The organism is Paracoccus sp. KKT209 (assembly GCF_055635455.1).
Window position 1 is genome coordinate 295,001 of sequence record NZ_CM145758.1, and the last position, 20,270, is coordinate 315,270.

Consider the following 20,270-nt stretch of genomic DNA (forward strand, 5'->3'; position numbering starts at 1 on the left):
ACTGACAAGTCGAGCAGAGACGAAAGTCGGCCATAGTGATCCGGTGGTCCCGAGTGGAAGGGCCATCGCTCAACGGATAAAAGGTACGCTGGGGATAACAGGCTGATGATGCCCAAGAGTCCATATCGACGGCATCGTTTGGCACCTCGATGTCGGCTCATCTCATCCTGGGGCTGGAGCAGGTCCCAAGGGTATGGCTGTTCGCCATTTAAAGAGGTACGTGAGCTGGGTTTAGAACGTCGTGAGACAGTTCGGTCCCTATCTGCCGTGGGTGTTGGAGACTTGAGAGGAGCTGCCCCTAGTACGAGAGGACCGGGGTGGACGTTCCACTGGTGGACCAGTTGTCGTGCCAACGGCAGTGCTGGGTAGCTATGAACGGACAGGATAAACGCTGAAGGCATCTAAGCGTGAAGCCCCCCTCAAAACAAGGTCTCCCTTGAGAGCCGTGGAAGACCACCACGTCGATAGGCCGGAGATGTAAGTGCAGCAATGCATTCAGTTGACCGGTACTAATGGCTCGATAGGCTTGATTTGATCCGGAAGAAGACAGACTGTCTTCCTCCCATGCATCCTTGGACAACAAAAACCCCGAAAGGGGCGACGCTGAGCGTGTCTTTCCCGGTCTGGTGGCCCTAGCGCGAGCAAAACACCCGATCCCATCCCGAACTCGGCCGTTAAGTGCCGCTGCGCCAATGGTACTGCGTCTCAAGACGTGGGAGAGTAGGTCACCGCCAGACCTGGTAAGACACGCAAATATCTCTCTGATAACGATGAAAACCCGCAGGACAAAACTGGCGCGGGGTAGAGCAGCCCGGTAGCTCGTCAGGCTCATAACCTGAAGGCCGCAGGTTCAAATCCTGCCCCCGCAACCAACGTTCCCGACCCAGCCCTCGCCATCCGCGAGGGCTTTGTCATGTCAGCATCCTGCAGTGCCAGAATTCCAGCAAGCTCACCAACGAGCTCGATGCGGTGACCACCAGGTGCTGATGCGTCCGGTATCATCCTGATCTCCGAGATCAGGCTGCGCAGGGACTCGATGGCCTGCAGCTTCACCGCCGGATCGGATAGCGCCGCTGCGAAGTCGGCGATCCTCTCTTGGTAGAGGTCCGTCAGGCCCGTGTGCAGCCGCAGGGCTGGTGGCTCCGGGTTCTCGGCGATCTGCTCCTGCAGACGTCTCTTCGCCACTTCGAGGTCATCCATCTTGGCCTTCATTGACGGGTGGTACATGCCGTCCTCAATGGCCTGCAGGAGACCAGCGATCTTCTTCTCGATCTGCGCCAGTTCGCGTTGCGCCTTGGCGTGCCCGGCACTTGCGCCGGCCTGCGCCTCGTTCCAGGCGCGGCGGTACTCGGCAACGAAGGCGGCGACGAGATCCGGATGGAGCAGTCGCTCCTTGAGTCCGCCCAGCACGCGGGTTTCGACCTCCTCACGCAAGATAGTCGCCCGGTTGCTGCAGACAGATGCGCCCTTGTCGCGTGCCGCCGCGCAGCCGTGACGTGTCTTGTTGACCAGCGTGTACCCGGCTCCGCAGCAGCCGCAGGTGAGCAGGCCGGAGAAAAGATAGACCGGTCGCTTGGCCCGCTCAGGCCTCAGGGATGCTCCCTGAACTCCAGCCGGGTTCATCTCCTGCCGGATGCTTTCCTGCCGCTCCTTCACGCGTTGCCAGAGCGCATTTTCGACAATGCGCAGGTGAGGTACCTCCTCGATGATCCAGGCCTCGGGCGGGTTCAGGCGTGCCTGCCGCCTGCCGGTCGTTGGGTCCTTGACGAAGCGCTGTCGGTTCCAGACCAGCCGGCCGATGTAGAGCTCGTTATTCAGAATGCCAGTACCGCGTGCGGCATTGCCGGAGATTGTCGACGGTCCCCATGTGCCCGCGCCCTTGCCGTTCTCCGGGCTTCGGATGCCTTCGGCGTTCAGGCGTGAGGCGATGCTGCGGGCCGAAAGGCCCGCCGCGTAGTCGGTGAAGACCCGCCGGATGACATCGGCTTCCTCGGGGACAATCTCCCGGATGCCCGTTGTCAACGTGCCGTCCTCCTGCAGGCTGCGCACGGCCCGGTAGCCGTAGCTGATGCCGCCAGCCGACTTGCCGTCGCGCACGCGCCCTTCGAGGCCGCGATGGGTCTTCTGCGCGAGTTGCTTCAGGAACAGCGCCGACATCGTGCCGCCAAGGCCGATGTGCATCTCGTTTATCTCGCCCTCGGCCTTGGTGACAATCCCGACGTCGAGAAAGCGCATCCGCTTGTGAAGCGCAGCGATGTGCTCCTGGTCGCGTGACAGCCGGTCCAGGCTTTCCGCCACGATGACATCGACCTGTCCGTTCATGGCCGCCTGCTGCAGGTCCTGGAACCCTGGCCGCAGATGAGAGGCACCACTCATGGCCTCATCCGCGAAGATCTCGACAATGTTCCAGCCTCGGTCGGCGCAGAGCTGGCGGCACAGCCGCACCTGATCCTGGATGGAGGCGGCCGATTGCATTGCGGAGGAATAGCGGGCGTAGATGGCAGCGCGCATGGGCGGGGTCCTATACATGGCGTCCGACCCTGCTCTTGGGCGTCCGCTGGTTTGGCTTGGCCTTCCGTATTCTAGGCATATCCTTGCGGATGTCCTCAACAATCGATTGCAACCGGTTGCAACTGGAGATGCCGGTGGCGCGGTTGTAGTAGCGCTCCGACATGTCGAGCGTTGCATGCCCGAGGATGTCCCGGATGATGCCAATGTGCTCTGGATCGAACTCTGCGATGGACGTCGCAGCTATGTGCCGGAACGCGTGGGGGTGGAGCCTCAGCCGGAGGTAACGTGCGGAAACGGTCTCTATGTCGGACGCAATGCCATCATCAGTGAGCGGCCTTCCTCGCGACGTGACCCACAGCCGATCATGATCACACTTCCCGAGGAGGATGGGCCGATGAGTAGCCACGTAGGCCCTCATATGGTCGCAGAGGGCCGAGGGCAGAGGAAACTGCCGAGAGCGTCCGTCCTTCATGTCCCCGGCATCAAACCGGATCAGGAAGCCCGTGTTGCCTTCCGTTATGTGGTGACCCACCCGCATCGCGCCGAGCGCGCGGCGGCGCACCGGCCGCGCGATCAGGAAGCCGATCATGAGCGCGCGCCGGTACTCGACCGCGCGCGTCAGCTTGCTCTCCTCGTGGCTGTCGTGAAGGGCCTGCAACCGGCTTAGGCTCCATCCGAAGACCTTCTTGGCTGAGATGGCGGGCGCGGGCGGAAGCGAGGTCGTGTTGGACCGCGCGATCAGCCGTCCGGTGACGAGGTCAAGCCAGGCCCAGTCCCGCAGCGGCTCGATGGCACGCGCCACTGCCGAAAGGTCGGTGAAGAGATTGGAGATCGACTGCGGCGCGAGCCGTTCTTCGCATTCGAGCAAATAGGACCTCACCCGCTCTGGGATGATCCTCGTCGCCGGGGGCTCTGCGAGTGCATGGCTGTCGTGCCGCAGCAGAAAGGACAACCACTGCCCATAGCCTTGCGCGCGCTTCTGCCGCGTGCCGGGTGCCCATCGAGTACCCGGCCCATCATCTTCCAGAAATCCGCCAGTCGTGAACAAGGCCCGCCAAGCCGCTTGGTCATCGGCCGGCCAGTTGCGGAGTGGCAGCACGAGAGGGGTGTTGTCACGCATCGCGGCCACCCCACTTCGACAGTACCGCCTTGTCATATTGCTCATGCGCCCACTGACTGGACAGCTCGGCATAGAATTCCATCGTGGTCTGCAGCTTCTTGTGCTTCAGGAGGCGCCGCACCGTCTCGAAGTCGCCGGGCCGCTCCTTGAGGTAGAGGTAGGCCGCAATGTGGCGGAAGAGATGTGGGTTGATCTCAAGCCCGGTGTGCCGCAGCACCTCTGCCGAGATGGCTTGCCCGAGGTTTGCTTCGGCACGCGGCTTTCCGTTCCCCTTCCGAGGGAACATCGCCGTGCTGGGACAGTCGCTCACCCGATGCCGGAACTGCTCCAGGTAGACCCGCAGCATCTCGGAGTTGCGCCTGCTCAGACTCACTTCGATGGGAACGCCGTTCTTCACGTCGCGCGCGTCGATCCGGATCGAATAGGTCCTGTGGCGGCCGGTGCCGTGGACGCTGAGGTGCTTCTCAATGTCCAGGCTCGCGAGGTTCTTTATCCGCATCGGACAGGACAGCAGAATGCAGACCGCCGCGGCGAACATGGCTCGGAGCGGGCTCGTCGCCGCTTTGGGACGCTCCACTGCCTGCTGGAGCAGGACGTCGGGCAGCGCCAGGAGGCGAATGACGTTCTGGTGGTCGTGGAGCTGTCCTAGCCGCTCCCTGTTCTTGGAGGTCATGCCCGTCTGGACTGGGTTAAGCCGCGACTTGATCCTCTTGATGCCCGCGAGCTCCGCTTCGGGAAGCTCCAGATGATGGCGAGCCATGGGAAGCAAGGTCGCCACCATGTTGAAGAGCCCGACCGGCGGAACGTTGAGCTTGCGTCGATTGTGAATCTGCTGTGCTGCCCGCTTGATGTTGGCCTCCGTCGTCACCGCCCTCAAGGAGACGCAGTCCTCCGGTGACACACCGGCTTCGACCAGCGCTCCTAAGAACTGGCGCAGGTGCACCTCGACGTTCCTCACCGATACCGGCCGAAGCGCCTTGTCCGGACCGCCCTCAGCGAAGATGTCGGCATGCGACAGCCGGTCGAGATACTGCTTGATCTCCGCCTGAATGGAGAGCGGGTAGATGGTGAGCGGTGCAGAGATGTGTCGGCGCCTCGCCGGAACAGGTAGCGCGGGAATGGGCACGGAATGACGACGCGCCACCGCGTTGAAGGTGGACACCACTTCATCGACTGCCTTCTGCGGCTCGTTTGCCAGCAGCCAGGTGTCGAGGTGGGACTTGAAAGCCGTCAGCGTGTCCGAACAAACAGCCTGCGGCTCGATTGCATGCAGGCAGCAGAAGTTCATGAACCGGTTGAGAGCCAGGTGGTGGTACTCCGCCTGCACCGGCAACAGGAAGGCATCCCAAGCCGGGGTAACGGGTACCTTTGGCAGTGCCGGCGGCATCACCTCGACATGCCGTAGGGCAGCCGTGAGATTGGCTCGGACGTTGGAAAGGGTCTTGGCGGAGATGCCGAGCTTGGGCGAGCGGATCAGCGCCAGGAGGGGGCGAAGCTTCGAGGGCTCGACGGGGATGTCGGGGAGCGGACGCTGCGTGTAATCGCCTATACGGGTGATGGCAGACAGGAGATCCGCACGCCGCCGCTGCGGGAGGCGGGTATCTTTTTTAAGCGCCGCGTGGACGTCGGCAAGACTCGCGATGGTCATTTTTAACTTCCGGACTTTAGAGGACATGAAAGGACAGAGGCGGACAGGGCGCCTCTTGGTGGGCCTCTTGCGGACATTCGGGAAAAGGGCGGCGTCAACTTGTATCCAAAGTTGATGAACCCATTCACCCGAAATGGGTGTAACGCCCTGAAAAGCATAAAATCACAAGAAGGCGCTCAGGAAGCGGTTGCCGCGCTCGTTGGCCAACCGGCTGAGGTCGTCCCTCCTGATCCGCCAGTCGCGGCCAAGGCGCGTGGCCGGAAGAGCCTCGGAAGAAATCCAGCGGCGGACGGTCTTCGGGCAGACGCGAAACAGCTCTGCAACTTCCTTGACGCTGAGAAAGCTGGCGTCGCTCGGGAAGGGGAGATTGTCCATCGCTCAGACCTCCCCGCGCGTGGCAGTGCAACGCGTTGCAAGGTCCTGCTTCGCGGCCGCTCGGGCGAGCGCGCGGACGAGGTCGAAGATGGCTTCAGGGAATGCAGGGGCCTCGGCAGGTTGAACCGAAGAGGAGACTTGGGCAGACATCATAGTGGTCCTTGAGGAAGAACCGCACGATGATGATGTGTCTGATGTTCAAGAGCGGACACCTGGACAACAACCGAAAGCCCACCGAAGAGGGTTGTCGTTCATCATCGCAGAGTGCCCCATATGGACCCAAGGGTCCGGCGCTGCCTGCAGCGGTCCAGCATGAAAGCTGGAGGTTGGTAACAAGGGAAGATTTAGTTGCTGCCGAGCTGCAAAGCAAGCTGCAGTTTTTACGGGGACAAAAGCGGACAGTCAGAGGTGTAACGCGTGACATGACTGCTGTACCTCGCAATGGCAGACGGCCCTGCTGAGGCAGCGGTAGGTGCCGCTTGACAACGATAAGAAGGTCGCTTTGCAACAGCACAACTCACGAGCTACTAATGCGCCTATGTTGGTGCTGATGCAGGTGAGGGCGCGCCGGTGATGGAAGCATTCGGCGGAAGTGCCACGGGAGGCTATGCCCTATCATGCTTCTGTCGAGAATACGCTCGATCTACAACAAAAACTGGCCGGCGCTGCGGCCTCTGAATTGGCGGGATGGAAAGCTATGTCAAATACACCTCGAAACGATCCACTAAGTGCAACTCACTATCGAGCTTTGAACCGAGGTAAGACTGCAGTAGGCGCCATATTTTTTATATCGGCGGTACTTTCGATTTTTTTGCTGCAGGTGGACAGCGGCCGATACCCTGAAACATACAGCTTCATCCAGCTGGTCTTCGTTTTGCTTACGATCATTGGCTTCGCAATCAACCTAACAATAAAAGTGAGTTTAGCGCCAAGTGCCCATGCCGCTCGCGTGACGGACTTCGTAGCAAATATTTTCCAGACGAGTTTAGCGCCTAAAACGTCGGCTGGTTACTTCAGTAACTCTGAAAGTACTGACGACAAGCGCCTTATAGCAAATCTGATGGAGAACTGCTTTTTTACAGCAAGAATTGTCAGAAGGATGCTGTTCTCGGAGAGGTTGATCGCGTCAATTTACTTTTTCGTGCTACTAGCTGCAGCCCTTTATCGCAAAACCGATCCGGCATTAATCTCCGTAATAGCCCAAGTAGTTCTAAGTGAGCAAATAATTTCTCATTGGATTAGAATGGAGTGGCTAAAGCGTTCGGTGCAGCATCTCTATGATGAGCTGAGGACAGCAGTCCAGGTGAGTAGAGGATACCAGAGTGCAGACATGCGCGCCACAGCACTGAACGCTGCTTTCAAGTACGAGATCTTCAAAGCACAGGCGGGTATCTCTCTTTCTACGAAGACCTTCAACAAGCTGAATGGAACGCTGTCGGAGGAATGGAAAACTGAGATGGACACGTTGGGCATAGCGCGGCCAAAGGTATGAACACGGGCCTTAGTGCTTATGCCGCTGTACAAACGTGCCAATGCCCTCCCCGTGTATGGCGAGCCCAATCTCCACGCTTCCAGCCTCTGTGCCGCGCAGCGACGTGGCAAGCCAGTTAAAGCTGGTCACCACGACATCATCGTCATCCCAGGCTAGCACCTTTCCATGGTAGTTCTGCCACTGTTCCAACCTAAGGCCTCTGCTAAGCAGAAGTTCCGCTGAAGGAGGCCGGCCCTGCTCCATCAAAGCTTCACTTGGCCGGCTATAAACAACACTCACCTGAACGCCTGAAGTTGCTGCAGTTTCCATCGGGACAAGTACTGTTGTCTCCGCAGCCATTCCGAAAAGATCTGAGGAAACGAATATCTCTCGGGACGCGGTGTCGCGAGCCTTTGTCACGTACCTATAATGCTCTAGGTCTGAAACTATGCTAACTTGATATTTTCCGGTTTCTCGGAATACTGAAGCCCGCTTTCGAGCACTATTCCAGCAGTTGTGTAGGAACCTAGCTGTAGAGTCCCAACCTCCTGCAGCCGGAATATGAAGGGACACTAGCCTTCCGAGTAGATCAACTGCTATATTAGTATTTCTTGTAACGGCGGAAACCTCGTCCCAGTCAAAGTTAGATGAGAGGAAGTTACAACTTCCTAACACCGACACCCACGCATTAGCTTCAAGAGGATCGTAGATTAGTATCTTCGCATGAGATCCTGTCGAGGACTGGCTTAATCGTATGTTCTTTCTTCCAGCGGACGGAATCTTTCGAATTATCTCATTCGCCTGACGGATCTTCTTTGGCGTGCTCCCGTCCACCTCAGGTTCGAGACCCCAAAGCAATTCCACGCGGACGCCCCGTTTTGAAGCTCGCTCGAAGTCTTCAAGTAGAAGTTCAATTGTTTCGGGGGAGATGAAACAGGAGTGGATGATCACCGCGCTCCTAGCGGCTTCAAGCGCGCTTTTGAGGAAATTGAAGTGAGCCTCACCTCCGCAAACGAAGTCACTAGATGAAAAATCATCGTAGAATACTTGCGGGAAAGATTTCGAGGGTGACAAGCTCTCTCTTTGTAGCGGAGCTACGGTTTCATTAGCAGCATGTAGAATTTTGTCGACGAGCGCTACCGGTGAGTCGGTGGGGAGGCCAGATGCAATGGCTCCGAAGGCAACCTCCACGCGCGCGTAGGCTAGCGCAACGGGGCTGAACTGGGGGACGCCGGGATCCAAAGTCTCATCTCCTGCCAGCCGAAATAGCGCACGCAGGGAAGGGCTGGTAGTTTCAAATGTACTACTTCGAGGATCGAGGACTATGGCTTCCTCAGGCAGATCCTTCTCGTACACAATCTCTAGATCTTCGGACCGCATCCAGTGTCCGGATATCCTGTCGACGCAGAGTGTGTCCCACTTAACGTTTTTCTGAAGGCGTTCGGGTAAGCGATCTTTCTTAAGTTGCACGCGTCCAGTTGGAGTTGCAACAAAGTAAGTCTTGTCACTGCTACTCTGGATCTCGATCCAGTTCGCTCGAAGAAGGTTTATCAAAGATTCAATTGTGAGTCGAATAGGGACATCGGCCTCTGTTGCAAGATGTTCCGCGGTCTGTTTCGACTTTCCGAGTTCCTCTAAAAGGAGTTGCTCAAGAACACTCCACCTTCGACCGTATGTGACAGAGTAGCCGACTGCCATCCTGTAAACTGGAATGTATATCTGTTTCATCGGGGGGCTGTCACTCTTGCTAATCTGCCGTGTTTGCGCGCGGCTTCCGCCTCTCGCATAAGATCCGCCAAATAATAAAAGTCATCGAATTCAGATGTGAATTCATTGCAGCGGGTTCTGAAAAAGTCCCAAGAGCCTACAATTACAAGTTTGTGCCTAGCGCGGCTTAGTAGAACATTCATTCTATTTCGCTCTTTAAGAAAGCCGACGCTTTTGCTTGGAGCCAATCCATTATTTCGGACCAAGCTTACGACGACCACATCAGCCTCCGAGCCTTGGAACTCATCAACGGTCGCCCCCATTCGTTTTCCCGCCGTGAGGTCAAACGGCTGACAAAACATCTCCTCCAACTGTCCGGAGGCAAGATGGCCTTCTAACGTTGTCTTGATTGTGCGCAATTGGTTGTTGTATGGGGAGAGAATTTGCACCTCGCAAGTGCGCCCCGGGGAGGGACGAAACTGGCTTAGTACGCTCGCAACGCATTCTGCTTCGACTGTAGAAGAGAATAGCCCTTCAGCTTCTCCCTCCGCAAACTTATCTTTCTGAACCCAATCCACGTCACACCAGACAATTCGCTCTTGCGGCATCCAACCCCCCGGCTTGATGGAGAATGGGGGAGCGTCAGAAAACCTCCGAACCGTCTCAGGCGGGGAGCTGATAAGCGTGCCATCGGCTTCATCGGGATAGAAAACGCGGCCCACAAGATCTGCTATATGCGGATGCATTCGGTGTTGCGACGTCAGCGTCGCTGACGAACTGACACCATAAGTGCCCGAGGCTCCACGCTCAAAAAGTTCGCCGAAAAGCCGTATCATGCGCAGCCAGTCTGCACACCTCTGCTCCAATGGCTCACGGGAATCTTCGTCGGCGACGAGGGAAGGGTCGATGAGCGATGGTGCAAAACGAAAGCCAGCCTCGATCGCAGTCTTTACTCTAGCAGGATCGGAAAGGATCGTCACGAAGCGGCCGACGTTAAAAGGTGGTAACTGATGGTGATCGCCGATCAGAAGTAACCTATGACTTTCTTGTAGCGCTGTTGCCATGTCAAACCCGTGAGCTTTACCGGCTTCTTCGATCACCGACCAGTCGAATCGCCTCCCTCTTGCTGCAAGATCTGCTAGGCCGGAAGAATTCAGGGTACAGTACGTGATGTTGGCAGCGTCTTGTACTAACAACTGCATTGTCCTGAAATCCGCACTTTCCCCCTCAGGCCTGTCGAAATCCAATGCGCTATCTATTCTAGCGCGGAGCTTTTCTGAAGCGCCCTTTCCCAGGTTGCTGCGAGCTAGTCTTTTTAGTAAGCGCTCCGCAATTCGGCTGGGATCGCTGTCATCTGAGGGACCTCCAAGCCGCACCATTATAAGATCTTCGGCAAGCCCTAGCCTCTCCAAAAGCTGCGTCGCTTTTTTGCGAACATCATCTACAGTGTGGTGGGAGTGCGCTGTTATCAAAACCTGCGAGGTCATGTCATTGCTGAACAGGCGCTCAATAAAAGCCTGCAGAAGTGTTGTCTTCCCGGTGCCGGGCGGGCCCTGCACCGCAAAGGCAGGATAGGTCTGCCATATCCGCTCGAGAATTTGTTGCTTCCGCTCGTCAAGGTCAACAGTAAGACTGCGAGCAGGAGCGGGTTCAGACGTTGTGCGAGAATTTTCGTGCGGCGCCGAGATATAACGCAGCAGTCCGCCAAAGAGGCGAAGGTCTTCGATTGCTTTGTGGCGCCTTTTCAATTGCGCTAAGGTGCCGCCATGATTGCGTGCAAGATACACTAGCCCTGCCGGCTCTGGAACCCGTCCCGGAGCTTTGAAAACGTAAACCGGTGAAGAGGGCGTTGACTCACTTCTGACAAATTTCCAGGCTACCTTGTTTGCCTCGGAGCCGATAGTTGGTCGGTCAAGGAGGGTGAAGTCGCCGTGGTCGCCGTTGTCGGCGTCATCTTCGTCTAGAAAGTCGGAGGCCCCTAGCCGAAACAAGTCACTAAGTTGCTCCGTTGGCGATGCAAGCATCACAGATTTAGCAAGGTCCGATCTCGCAGGCTCATGAACCGGGGTGATCTGAACAAACGTTTCTGATTCGGTGAACTCGACTTCCTTCACCTCGGCTGCGCAAATTTGCGCCGCTGTAACGACAGCGTCCAGCTGTTGGGTTATGCGAAAAAACTCGTGGATGATACGAAGATCCGGAGGAAGGACCAGTTTCGGTTTACTGAGGGGGAAGGTTCTGTGCCAAGGGGCAGATTTGTCGCGCGCGCGAGAAAAATTATTGCGTACGTGTGGGTATAGCTGTACTTCGATACGTCTATCCCCCACGGCGAACATTTGATCTTCTGCATTGACCCGCGGTTTGCGCTCCAACGCCTCACAGAAGGCAATGTCCCATGTGTCAGATCCGTTTAGGCTCCAAGGCTTCAACCGGTACTCTAATTGAGCGCCCCTCAGGACATAATGAACCGATGGGCTAGTTCTTCCAACTACTTGACAGCGTCCACCTATATCCTTCTGTATCCAGTTCCGTTGCGCTAAAGGGTTGTCTGCTGTAGCGGCTCGCTCGGAAGCTTCTTCGATCCTCTGCGAGATCGGCCGATCCGGACCCAGTCTTACTGCTAAGGTCAAAGGTTTGGTGGCGGAACTAGTCGCGGCCCCTAAATCGCTGAGGATGCCGGCGATCCTTTGTTCAATTTCCTCAGCGTCTGTTAGTCGCGCATCTTGGTCTTCGTTTATCAAGTCGGCTATGAACGTCTTCTCAACATCGCGAAGGTAACGAATATCTTCAACACACTTCTGCAAGGCACTGCGTTTGGAAATCGACTTTACGGGCAGTCCGAACACTTCTCCGCACAGAACGCCGTAATCAAACCAATCTGTCGCGATAGAATATTCTGATCGTCCGCAATCCAATTCTGGCGCGGTGAATTTCCTACTTGCTATAGGAGTACTTCCACCGTTGTCGGACCCCGAGACGCGCAGCGACCACTCAAAGCCACTTAGACGAAATTCACCGAGTCCTTCAGGGTCTGCGAAAACAGCGCCAGGTCCAAGGGATCGGTGCAGGGTCCCCTCACGGTGCAGTAGAGCTGTTGCGCGTGCGATTTTTAATAGGCCTTCCCAGAGGGCTCGGCGTCGGCCTGCTTCAGACAAATTTACAAGCCAGGAATATCTTGTTCGCTCGTGCAGGGCTTGTGCTAGAAGAAGATTTCTGCCTCCCTCTATCACGGCGTAGTAGCGCTTTTCGTCGGAATGTAGGTCTCGAAGCTTGACAAAAAGATCGGATGCCCCTGGATAGCTCTGCAGCCTCATCAAGCCGCGTACTTCTCTGTTCCATAGCCCTTGGATGGCAGCTTCCTCTTCCGTGCTTTTCTGCCATATCTTTATGTAATATATATCGCCTGCATCCTGAGATAGCCAAAGTTCAGGGACGCCTCGTTTCGGATTCCCTGGTAAAATCTTTCGTTTTAGCTGGTAATTACCTAAATTCCGCACGTGTCCCCGCATTAAAACGCCATGAAAATGAAGTTAGCTCCGTTTTGCGTAGCATAGAGTCTAGAATGCTCACAACACAGAGCGGAGGGGGTTCTTCGGTTTTGGGTAGCTCCTGCCAGCGAGCTTTACCTCGTGCGCGAACGTACCGGCTGAGTGGGGAGCGTGCGGCAACTTCGCCAGCATAGCCGCTTGCTGCCGCTGCGGTACGTTGCCTCGGCTTCCGGTTGGAGACAACTATCGCGCCCGCCGTGGAGGCATCACACGCCGATGCTGAGGAGCGGTAGCGAACGCGTGTTGCCTGCCCCCGCAACCAAAAATACCGAACCCGCATACAGCCCGCTTCCCAGCGGGCTTGCGGCGAGGAGATCATGCATCATCGACCGGTAGAGTTCCGGCAGATCCTCCGGCAGTTGGATCACCGGCGGCACCAAAGCTTCCCGTGCTGCCCGCCTCGTCTTCAGTTCCTCATCCACCGCATTCAGGCGGGCAATGATCACCGGCGAGTAGTTTCCGTTCTCGACCGCCAGCATCAGGTTGCGGTGCTTTGTCTCCAACTCTGCCACCTGGGGTTTCCGTCGCCAATTCCAGCCTAAATCGCGCTCAGCGCGCCCAATGAAGCCCTTTTGTCATCACGGCCTAGAGTTGAATGTTCGCGTCATTGGCTGTTATTTTGGGCGCCGTCTCATCTTCTTGGCAGCTATCGGACAAAATAAATGCGCCCGTATTTTTGCCAGGACATCATGGAAAAATCCCCCCTGCGCGAGACGAGCGCCTATATGGTCTCGATAAATCTGAGAAAATATCAGCGCCCTCAAACGGCGAAATATGAACGGCGGCAGGGCCGCCAGTGATCGATCTTCAGAGATGCCGAAATTAATAAGAGAAGCGGAGGACCCTGCAGCCTTGCCTGCACAAATCAGCGAAACGTCTTCCGCTTCAAGCAGATCGGCCATCAGACCGCAGCTTTCGAAGGTTTGATCGAAGCCGGCATGGTGAAGGCGTGAGGCGACCACATTCTGGTCACACTGCCGGCGCAGCGCGGACCAATCAATCCATGCGCGAAGGCCTACGGCACCATTGTGCCGCGTCGTGTGGGTCAAGAGATGGCAAGCCCTGTCTTCGTGGGAGGCGACTGACAGTCCCTGGATCCCGCTTGGGACACAGCCGCCAAACACCTTATCTGGACCAAGCACTGCGGCGACTGCACCTGGCCCTGCCTGAACATGGATTTCCACTGGAAAAGTCCAGTCCGGGCGAACGAGCCGAGGCAAGTGGTGCTTTGACAAGCGCTGGCCCCGCCAATCAAAGCTTGAGCCATGGTAGGCAGGCGGTGCAGCAGGCGCAGCGCCAAGAGCACACAGCGCGGCGGCAGCGTCTTGGGCACGATTTGCAGGCACGAGCACGTCCAGATCGCCCACATAGCGCATGGCGGGATCGACATGGATCGGCGAGAGAATATCACTGCCGCCCTTGAGAACCACTGCGGGGATAGCAACTGCGCTGAGCGCTGCACCGATTTCCGCGAGCTGAACCAAGGCATCCTGGACCCTCTGCCGGTTCGCTTGGTACATTGCACGAAAAAATAAAGCGAGATCTGCGGGCATCTGCTTCGCGAGATCATCATCGCGGGTCAGTATCGCTCCGATCATGGTATGCACCTGCAGGCGCTGCGCCTCTCTGGCAAGCGTCAGGGGATCGCTCTGCGCCAACGCAGGCTGAAGGTATCGCGGAACTTTACCTGAAACCGCAACTGCGGCGAAACCGAAGAGCGCACGCCGTTCAGCGGGCCAATCAACGCCGCAAGGGTCATCCTGCGAAGACATCTAGGCATGCTGGAACAGACTGGGCCGAAGTACCGTAGCGCAATGTGAATGCAGGTACGGCATCGAACAGTCGAGCCAAGGAAGTTATCTGCTTTCGTTGTCGTGAAGGACGACTGCCCGAACCAATGGCGGCGACGAAAGCCTCTTCGGGAGCCATCCGGGTCATCGTCAGTTCTGCCCCCGGCATCTGCACTGGAAATACGATGGCAGTAATCGGAACCGCAGTTCCTGGCGCCACCGCTGGTTCGATGGGCAGATAGCAGACACCGTCGCGGCTACTGCCAAATTGGCCATGAAGGGCAGTCAGGCGGCGCACCTCGCTAAGGTTTCGAGCTCCCTCCTTGACCGCGCTGCCGCTCGGGAAAGCAAGAAGCTGTCGCCCATCAACGTGGAGTGGCAGGTGATCATCGGCCAAAAAGCCGCAACCAGCGTCGACCATCCCCTGTGCCAGCGTCGATTTACCCCGGCCGCTCTCACCCAAGATGAGAAGAGCGCTGCCCTGATGAAGCACTGCAGCGCCATGGAGGACCGCCCCCACACGGTCTGCGCCTGCGAGCGCTTCGGCAGCCTCTCGTACAATAAGATATCGCGCCACGTCGGTTGTTGCTCGACCCCAGAGAGCACGACCCTCAATAAAGACGCCGAAGCCTCCCTCGGCACAAGAAATGCAGCGAATTGTTAGACCGTGAGATACGCGGCTTTCCTTCGACGCGGAAAATGCCCAGAGAAGTTCATCGAGCTCTCTCAGAAGAGCTGGGTCATCTGTCTCAACTGTGACTGTCCCCCAGGTGCTGACAAAGCACCGATTGTACAAGCCTGTCTTCAGGCAATCCAATACGGGATCAGGAAAGGGCAGCTGCGCTTCATCGAAGAGCCCGGCTTCTTTCCACTCCCGAAGGATCTCATCGAGAACTGCACGGGGCAGGTCCGCACCCACCTTAGGTGTCATGGGATCCGACAAAACTGCCAAGCCGAGTTCATCCGTCATAAGGATCGCCCCCGACGCCGGAGAATATAGAACATGACGGCTCCCCAAGCGCACTCGCTCTATAGCATCAATGCGCTCTGCGAGGGCCTTGAGCCAAGGCTGCGAGAGCGGCAAACCTTCCCCGACAACCGACGGCCCCGATCGATCCACCATGGAGTGCACCATCGCTGGCCAGCTACTTGACTTTTCCTGATGGAACCTGACCCCGAGTGCCGCCAAACGGCGACCTTCCGACCCCTTTGCTGTTTCCGGGGTTCTGCGGACCTCGGCTGCTCCCGCTGCCACTTACACTGGCCAGAGAAACAGATGCCGACGCCGTCAGCACGACGGTCGATGCACCAGCGACAACGGCCGAATACTTTGTAAGTGCCGCCAAGACTTCACGGCGGTCAAGATCCACGTCGCCACCGACAGCGGAGTCGGGGCCTTGATTCGTGTGACGCATTTGATATCTCCTCCGAGATATATAATATATACGGCCTGACCGAGCTTTCTGTCAATTTATCAAAATAAAGTTTAATATGTATGCATTAGGTGTTTTGTCGGGGAAATCGATAAAGCGTCTTGGGTTATTCAGAAATTTTCCTGCGGGCTGGATCAGGACCCATTGATCTGCTTGAGGCCGTCCGGCCCGCGTGACTCAAGCTCCCGAACTTGCGCGGGTGATGATAAGCAACCTTTTTTGGCTGAAGATGAGATGGAGCGGCTGAGGCCGTTCTAACTTAACAACAATGGCAAGCCGCGAGTAGATGATCGGCGTGTGCTCATCGGGATAATATCATTAAATCGTAATGGTTGCAGTGGTGCGATGCGCCCCAGGATTATGGTCCGCACAAGACCCCTCACGACCGGTGCAAGCGCGGGGCAGCATGGGGGTCTTTGCCCGGCTGGTGGAGGAGCTGGCCTCAAGAGGCGGCGTGGAGAAGGTCGTCATGATCGACGCGACCCACCTCAAGGCGCACCGTTCTGAACCAAGCGAGCGAGATTGAACTGGCGTTCATCCGCCCGCTTGGCGCGTTCAACACCGCAATGGTGGACGCATACATGGACCTGATGGAGGAGTGGACGTCCTTCATCGCGCGGCGCGTGCGGCAGGATGCGCGGACAATGCACGAAATGCTGCATTCAAGGGATCCCGCGCAAGTGCAGAAGATCCAGTCTGCTTTCTTCCAGCGGGCCGTGGACGAATACCAGCAGGAGGCGGCGCGACTGAACGCCATCTTGCGGAACACCATCCACCTGAACGTCGAGCCTGACGGGCAGGCGGCCAACCCGGCGCCCGAAGAGAACCGAAAGGTGGATGCCGCCTGATTCAGGTCAATGTGCGGACACCTCGGCCATGGGATCCTGCACCATGAGCGATCTTAAAGGAGCACGATCATGACCGACCTTCGCTTTGACTTCTCTGGACGCACTGCCATCATCACGGGTGCAGCCTCGGGGATAGGCCGCGAGATAGCGCTGGAGCTGGGGCGCTCGGGGGCGCTTGTCGTCGTCAGTGACCTCAAGAAGGACGGCTGCCAGCATGTCGTCGATAAGATCACCGCAGCCGGGGGACGGGCGCACGCCTTCGCCGCGGATGTGACGGATGAGGCGGCGATGAAGGACCTTGTTGCCTTTGCCGAAACCGAGGGCGGCGGGCTGCACATGGCGGTGAACAACGCAGGCGTCGGCGGGCCCAGCCTGCCGACGGGTGAATACCCTGCCGAGGACTGGCGCCGGGTGATCGACATCAACCTGAACGGCGTCTTCTATGGCATGCGCTGGCAGATCCCGGCGATGGAGCGCGCGGGCGGCGGGGCGATCGTGAACATGTCCTCGATCCTCGGCTCGGTGGGATTTGCCAATGCCGCGCCCTATGTGGCGGCCAAGCACGCGCTGCTGGGGCTGACACGAACGGCCGCGATGGAATATGCGGCAAAGGCCGTGCGTGTAAACGCCGTCGGGCCCGCCTTCATCGACACGCCGCTTCTGTCGGCAAACCTGTCTGACGAGGTGATGGCGGGGCTGGCCGCACTGCACCCGATGGGGCGGATCGGCTCGCCGGCCGAGGTCTCGGCGCTGACCTGCTTTCTGCTGTCCTCGCGCGCCAGCTTCATCACCGGCAGCTACCACCTTGTCGATGGCGGATATACCGCGCCGTGAGGGACGCAGCCGCGGCAGGCCACCTGCCCTTTTGGGCCATGCCCGCAGACGAGGTACTGGAGGCGCTGGACACCACTCCTGCGGGGCTTGCCCCCGCCGAGGCCGCCGCGCGGCTGGAGCGGCACGGCCCGAACAGGCTGCCTGAGCCGCCGCGCCCCTCGGCGCTGGCGCGGCTGGCGCGGCAGTTCGGCAACCTGATGATCGTGGTCCTGATCCTGGCGGCGGTGATCATGGCGCTGCTGGGGCACTGGGTCGACACGGGTGTGATCCTGGCCGTGGTGATCGTGAACACGGTGATCGGCTTCGTGCAGGAAGGGCGGGCCGAGCAGGCGCTGGAGGCGCTGCGGGACATGCTGGCTCCGCGGGCCTCGGTCCTGCGGGGCGGGCAGCGGCAGGAGGTGGACGCGGCGCAGCTTGTGCCGGGCGACATCGTGCTGCTCGAGGCCGGCGACCGCGTGCCGGCAGACCTGCGTCTGATCGAGATGGCGAACCTGACAGCGGAAGAGGCGATCCTGACGGGCGAATCCCTGCCGGTCCGCAAGGCGCTGGCCCCGGTCGCGGCCGAAGCGCCGCTTGGCGACCGCAGCCCGATGGCCTTCAGCGGCACCATGATCGCAGAAGGCATCGGCACCGGCGTCGTCGCGGCCACGGGAGCGGCGACGCAGATCGGCCGCATCAGCGACATGATGAGCTCGGTCGAGGTGCTGACGACGCCGCTGATCGCCCAGATGAGCCGCTTTGCAAAGGTCCTGACCGGCTTTGTCCTGGCGGTTGCGGCCCTGGTCCTCGCCTTCACCACGCTGGCCCGCGGCACGCCCTTTGCGGACGGCTTCATCGTTGTCGTGGGCCTGATCGTCGCAGCCATCCCCGAAGGCCTGCCCGCCGCGCTGACCATTACCCTGGCCATCGGGGTTCAGCGGATGGCCGCACGCAATGCCATCATCCGCCGCCTTCCGTCCATCGAGACGCTCGGCGCGGTTTCCGTCATCTGCTCGGACAAGACCGGGACGCTGACCCGGAACGAGATGGTCGTCACCCGCATCGCCACTGCCGAGGGCGACGCCGAGGTCGGCGGTGCGGGCTATGCGCCCGAAGGCGACATCACCGGCGCAGGCGGCGCGGCGCTGCGGGTATTGGGACGGATCGCGGCGCACTGCAACACCGCGCATCTGCGCCACGCCGGCACCTGGCGGGTGGAAGGCGATCCGATGGAAGGGGCATTGCTGGCATTGGCCGGCAAGCTGGGCGTGCCCTGGCAGGATCGCCCCGCGCCCCAAGCGACGATCCCCTTCGATGCGCGCTACCGCTACATGGCGGTGCTGCAAGACGGAATGATCCTGCTCAAAGGTGCGCCCGAGGCCGTTCTGGCGCGTTGCGACGGTGCCCTTGGCGCCGCAGGGCCGCTGGACCGCGCCCTCTGGGAGGAACGGGCCGCGTCCATCGCGGCCGACGGGATGCGCGTCCTGGCGCTGGCCCGGAAGCCGCATGACGGACCGGCGCTGGATCACGCGGATGTCGAGGGCGGGCTGATCCTGGTGGGTCTCGTCGGCCTGATCGACCCGCCGCGTCCCGAGGCGATCACCGCCGTGGCCGACTGCCGCCGCGCCGGCATTGCGGTCAAGATGATCACCGGCGATCACGCCGGCACCGCCGCCGCCATCGGCCGACAGATCGGGCTGGCGCGCCCGGACCGCGTGCTGATCGGGGCGCAGATCGACGACCTGGACGACGAGGCGCTGATCGGGGCAGCGGCAGGCACCGACATCTTCGCCCGCACCAGCCCCGCGCACAAGCTGCGCCTTGTGATGGCGCTGCAGGCGCCAGGCGCCGTGGTCGCCATGACCGGCGACGGGGTCAATGACGCCCCTGCGCTGAAGCGCGCCGATGCCGGGATTGCGATGGGCCAGAAGGGATCGCAGGCAGCGCGCGAGGCCAGCGATCTGGTGCTGGCCGACGACAACTTCGCCTCGATCGCCGAGGCCGTGCGACAGGGACGCACGGTCTATGCGAACCTCAAGAAGGTCATCACCTTCCTGCTGCCGGTGAATGGCGGCGAAAGCATGAGCCTGATCATCGCCGTTCTTTTCGGGCTTGTCCTGCCGATCACGCCCCTGCAGATCCTGTGGGTAAACATGCTCAGCTCGGTCGCGCTGGCGATGGCGCTGGCCTTCGAGCCGCCCGAAAAGGGCGTGATGGCGCGCCCGCCGCGCCCGGCCTCGGCGCCGATCATGTCGCGCTTTGTTCTCTGGCGCGTCATGCTGGTTTCGGTCCTCTTCACCATCGGCATCTTCGGGCAGTTCGAAATGGCGCTTGCCTTGGGCGCGGATCTGGATGTGGCGCGCACGATGGCGGTCAACACGCTGGTGGCGATGGAGGTGTTCTATCTCTTCTCGGTCCGTTACCGCCACGGCGCCTCGGCCACAGCGGAAGGCACCCGGGGAACGCCTGCCGTCCTGATCGCCCTGGCCGTCGTGCTGGCCTTGCAGGCGCTGCTGACCTATGCCCCGCCGCTTCACGCGCTGTTCGAAACCGCTGCACTGTCCCTCTGGCAACTGGCCTCCTGCGCTGCTGCAGGCATGCTGCTTCTGGCGGTGCTGGATGTCGACAAGCGCGTCGCCGCGTTCTGGAAGCGCGATCCGAAAGGAGAAACTGCGTGACCGGCGAGCGGCAGGTCTTCAAGGCGAGCTTTGGCCGCTTCGTGAGAGCCCGATCTGAAGATCGGCGGCGAGAGGAGTTGCGCTCTACAGCCGGTTCCCGCCGCTGTTTCGGCGCTTAGGGACCAGAACTGCGTTTAAGAAATCGACTTTGTCGGACAACATTTGGCGCTCAGCTTCGGCCCAGTGCGGATCGATAGCGAAGCCTTTTCTCATCCGCACCCTGACGCCGCTGGCGCCCCTACATAGCTTGGCGACGCGGCACGTGGTGCGTCTGGCGCGAGAGTGTGGCGGCTCCTATGCGGCCACGATGAGTAGGCGTGATGAACTT

General features: G+C 59.3%; 13 protein-coding genes, 1 tRNA gene, 2 rRNA genes and 1 pseudogene (1 of these 17 cut by a window edge). 8 read left to right on the forward strand and 9 right to left on the reverse strand.

Annotated features, from left to right (window positions below):
* The 3 genes from ACZ2G3_RS01465 to ACZ2G3_RS01475 all read left to right on the forward strand — a co-directional run.
* Positions 1 to 534, forward strand: a 23S ribosomal RNA gene (locus tag ACZ2G3_RS01465); it begins 2,300 nt to the left of the window's first position.
* 88 nt (positions 535 to 622) lie between these two features.
* Positions 623 to 737, forward strand: a 5S ribosomal RNA gene (gene rrf / locus ACZ2G3_RS01470).
* 58 nt (positions 738 to 795) lie between these two features.
* Positions 796 to 872, forward strand: a tRNA-Met gene (locus tag ACZ2G3_RS01475).
* Here ACZ2G3_RS01475 and ACZ2G3_RS01480 read toward each other — a convergent pair.
* The 4 genes from ACZ2G3_RS01480 to ACZ2G3_RS01495 all read right to left on the reverse strand — a co-directional run bounded on the left by ACZ2G3_RS01480 (position 829) and on the right by ACZ2G3_RS01495 (position 5,654).
* On the reverse strand, positions 829 to 2,529 hold the full coding sequence (locus ACZ2G3_RS01480; protein WP_470399007.1) for a recombinase family protein: 1,701 nt from the start codon (positions 2,527 to 2,529) through the stop codon (positions 829 to 831). The genes ACZ2G3_RS01475 and ACZ2G3_RS01480 overlap by 44 nt on opposite strands.
* On the reverse strand, positions 2,522 to 3,631 hold the full coding sequence (locus ACZ2G3_RS01485) for a tyrosine-type recombinase/integrase (RefSeq protein WP_470397207.1): 1,110 nt from the start codon (positions 3,629 to 3,631) through the stop codon (positions 2,522 to 2,524). Before ACZ2G3_RS01485 ends, ACZ2G3_RS01480 begins: the two co-directional genes overlap by 8 nt.
* The gene (locus tag ACZ2G3_RS01490; RefSeq protein WP_470397208.1) at positions 3,624 to 5,279 is read right to left on the reverse strand and encodes a tyrosine-type recombinase/integrase; all 1,656 of its coding nucleotides are present in this window, start codon (positions 5,277 to 5,279) and stop codon (positions 3,624 to 3,626) included. Before ACZ2G3_RS01490 ends, ACZ2G3_RS01485 begins: the two co-directional genes overlap by 8 nt.
* Positions 5,280 to 5,441: 162 nt before the next feature.
* On the reverse strand, positions 5,442 to 5,654 hold the full coding sequence (locus ACZ2G3_RS01495; RefSeq protein WP_470397209.1) for a helix-turn-helix domain-containing protein: 213 nt from the start codon (positions 5,652 to 5,654) through the stop codon (positions 5,442 to 5,444).
* A 607-nt stretch (positions 5,655 to 6,261) separates the two neighbouring features.
* Here ACZ2G3_RS01495 and ACZ2G3_RS01500 point away from each other — a divergent pair.
* The gene (locus ACZ2G3_RS01500) at positions 6,262 to 7,146 is read left to right on the forward strand and encodes a hypothetical protein (protein ID WP_470397210.1); all 885 of its coding nucleotides are present in this window, start codon (positions 6,262 to 6,264) and stop codon (positions 7,144 to 7,146) included.
* 9 nt (positions 7,147 to 7,155) lie between these two features.
* On the opposite strand, the gene ACZ2G3_RS01505 is transcribed toward ACZ2G3_RS01500, so the two are convergent.
* From ACZ2G3_RS01505 to ACZ2G3_RS01525, 5 genes are all read right to left on the reverse strand, one after another.
* The gene (locus ACZ2G3_RS01505) at positions 7,156 to 8,853 is read right to left on the reverse strand and encodes a phospholipase D-like domain-containing protein (protein WP_470397211.1); all 1,698 of its coding nucleotides are present in this window, start codon (positions 8,851 to 8,853) and stop codon (positions 7,156 to 7,158) included.
* On the reverse strand, positions 8,850 to 12,341 hold the full coding sequence (locus tag ACZ2G3_RS01510; protein WP_470397212.1) for an AAA domain-containing protein: 3,492 nt from the start codon (positions 12,339 to 12,341) through the stop codon (positions 8,850 to 8,852). Before ACZ2G3_RS01510 ends, ACZ2G3_RS01505 begins: the two co-directional genes overlap by 4 nt.
* A gap of 245 nt (positions 12,342 to 12,586) precedes the next feature.
* Entirely contained in the window at positions 12,587 to 12,892 is a 306-nt protein-coding gene (locus ACZ2G3_RS01515; RefSeq protein ID WP_470397213.1) for a hypothetical protein, read from the reverse strand.
* Positions 12,893 to 12,994: 102 nt separating this feature from the next.
* The gene (locus ACZ2G3_RS01520) at positions 12,995 to 14,152 is read right to left on the reverse strand and encodes a nucleotidyltransferase family protein (protein WP_470397214.1); all 1,158 of its coding nucleotides are present in this window, start codon (positions 14,150 to 14,152) and stop codon (positions 12,995 to 12,997) included.
* Complete coding sequence (locus ACZ2G3_RS01525; RefSeq protein WP_470397215.1) at positions 14,136 to 15,140, reverse strand: hypothetical protein; 1,005 nt, start codon at positions 15,138 to 15,140, stop codon at positions 14,136 to 14,138. Before ACZ2G3_RS01525 ends, ACZ2G3_RS01520 begins: the two co-directional genes overlap by 17 nt.
* 668 nt (positions 15,141 to 15,808) lie before the next feature.
* Here ACZ2G3_RS01525 and ACZ2G3_RS01530 point away from each other — a divergent pair.
* From ACZ2G3_RS01530 to ACZ2G3_RS01545, 4 genes and pseudogenes are all read left to right on the forward strand, one after another.
* A pseudogene (locus ACZ2G3_RS01530) lies at positions 15,809 to 16,123 on the forward strand (transposase); the annotation flags it as partial.
* Between the two features lie 16 nt (positions 16,124 to 16,139).
* Positions 16,140 to 16,451, forward strand: coding sequence for a phasin family protein (locus ACZ2G3_RS01535; protein WP_470399008.1), 312 nt, complete (start codon positions 16,140 to 16,142; stop codon positions 16,449 to 16,451).
* A gap of 69 nt (positions 16,452 to 16,520) precedes the next feature.
* Positions 16,521 to 17,285: an SDR family NAD(P)-dependent oxidoreductase gene (locus ACZ2G3_RS01540; RefSeq protein WP_470397216.1), complete on the forward strand. Its 765-nt coding sequence runs from the start codon at positions 16,521 to 16,523 to the stop codon at positions 17,283 to 17,285.
* Positions 17,282 to 19,942: a cation-translocating P-type ATPase gene (locus ACZ2G3_RS01545; RefSeq protein ID WP_470397217.1), complete on the forward strand. Its 2,661-nt coding sequence runs from the start codon at positions 17,282 to 17,284 to the stop codon at positions 19,940 to 19,942. The genes ACZ2G3_RS01540 and ACZ2G3_RS01545 overlap by 4 nt, the downstream gene beginning before the upstream one ends.
* Positions 19,943 to 20,270 lie beyond the last annotated feature (328 nt).

What these genes read in the sequence shown, in the direction of transcription:
- ACZ2G3_RS01480 (WP_470399007.1), bottom strand. Translation starts at nt 2,529, where the DNA reads ATGTATAGGACCCCGCCCATGCGCGCTGCCATCTACGCCCGCTATTCC.
- ACZ2G3_RS01485 (WP_470397207.1), bottom strand. Translation starts at nt 3,631, where the DNA reads ATGCGTGACAACACCCCTCTCGTGCTGCCACTCCGCAACTGGCCGGCC.
- ACZ2G3_RS01490 (WP_470397208.1), bottom strand. Translation starts at nt 5,279, where the DNA reads ATGACCATCGCGAGTCTTGCCGACGTCCACGCGGCGCTTAAAAAAGAT.
- ACZ2G3_RS01495 (WP_470397209.1), bottom strand. Translation starts at nt 5,654, where the DNA reads ATGGACAATCTCCCCTTCCCGAGCGACGCCAGCTTTCTCAGCGTCAAG.
- ACZ2G3_RS01500 (WP_470397210.1), top strand. Translation starts at nt 6,262, where the DNA reads ATGCCCTATCATGCTTCTGTCGAGAATACGCTCGATCTACAACAAAAA.
- ACZ2G3_RS01505 (WP_470397211.1), bottom strand. Translation starts at nt 8,853, where the DNA reads ATGAAACAGATATACATTCCAGTTTACAGGATGGCAGTCGGCTACTCT.
- ACZ2G3_RS01510 (WP_470397212.1), bottom strand. Translation starts at nt 12,341, where the DNA reads ATGCGGGGACACGTGCGGAATTTAGGTAATTACCAGCTAAAACGAAAG.
- ACZ2G3_RS01520 (WP_470397214.1), bottom strand. Translation starts at nt 14,152, where the DNA reads ATGTCTTCGCAGGATGACCCTTGCGGCGTTGATTGGCCCGCTGAACGG.
- ACZ2G3_RS01525 (WP_470397215.1), bottom strand. Translation starts at nt 15,140, where the DNA reads ATGACGGATGAACTCGGCTTGGCAGTTTTGTCGGATCCCATGACACCT.
- ACZ2G3_RS01540 (WP_470397216.1), top strand. Translation starts at nt 16,521, where the DNA reads ATGACCGACCTTCGCTTTGACTTCTCTGGACGCACTGCCATCATCACG.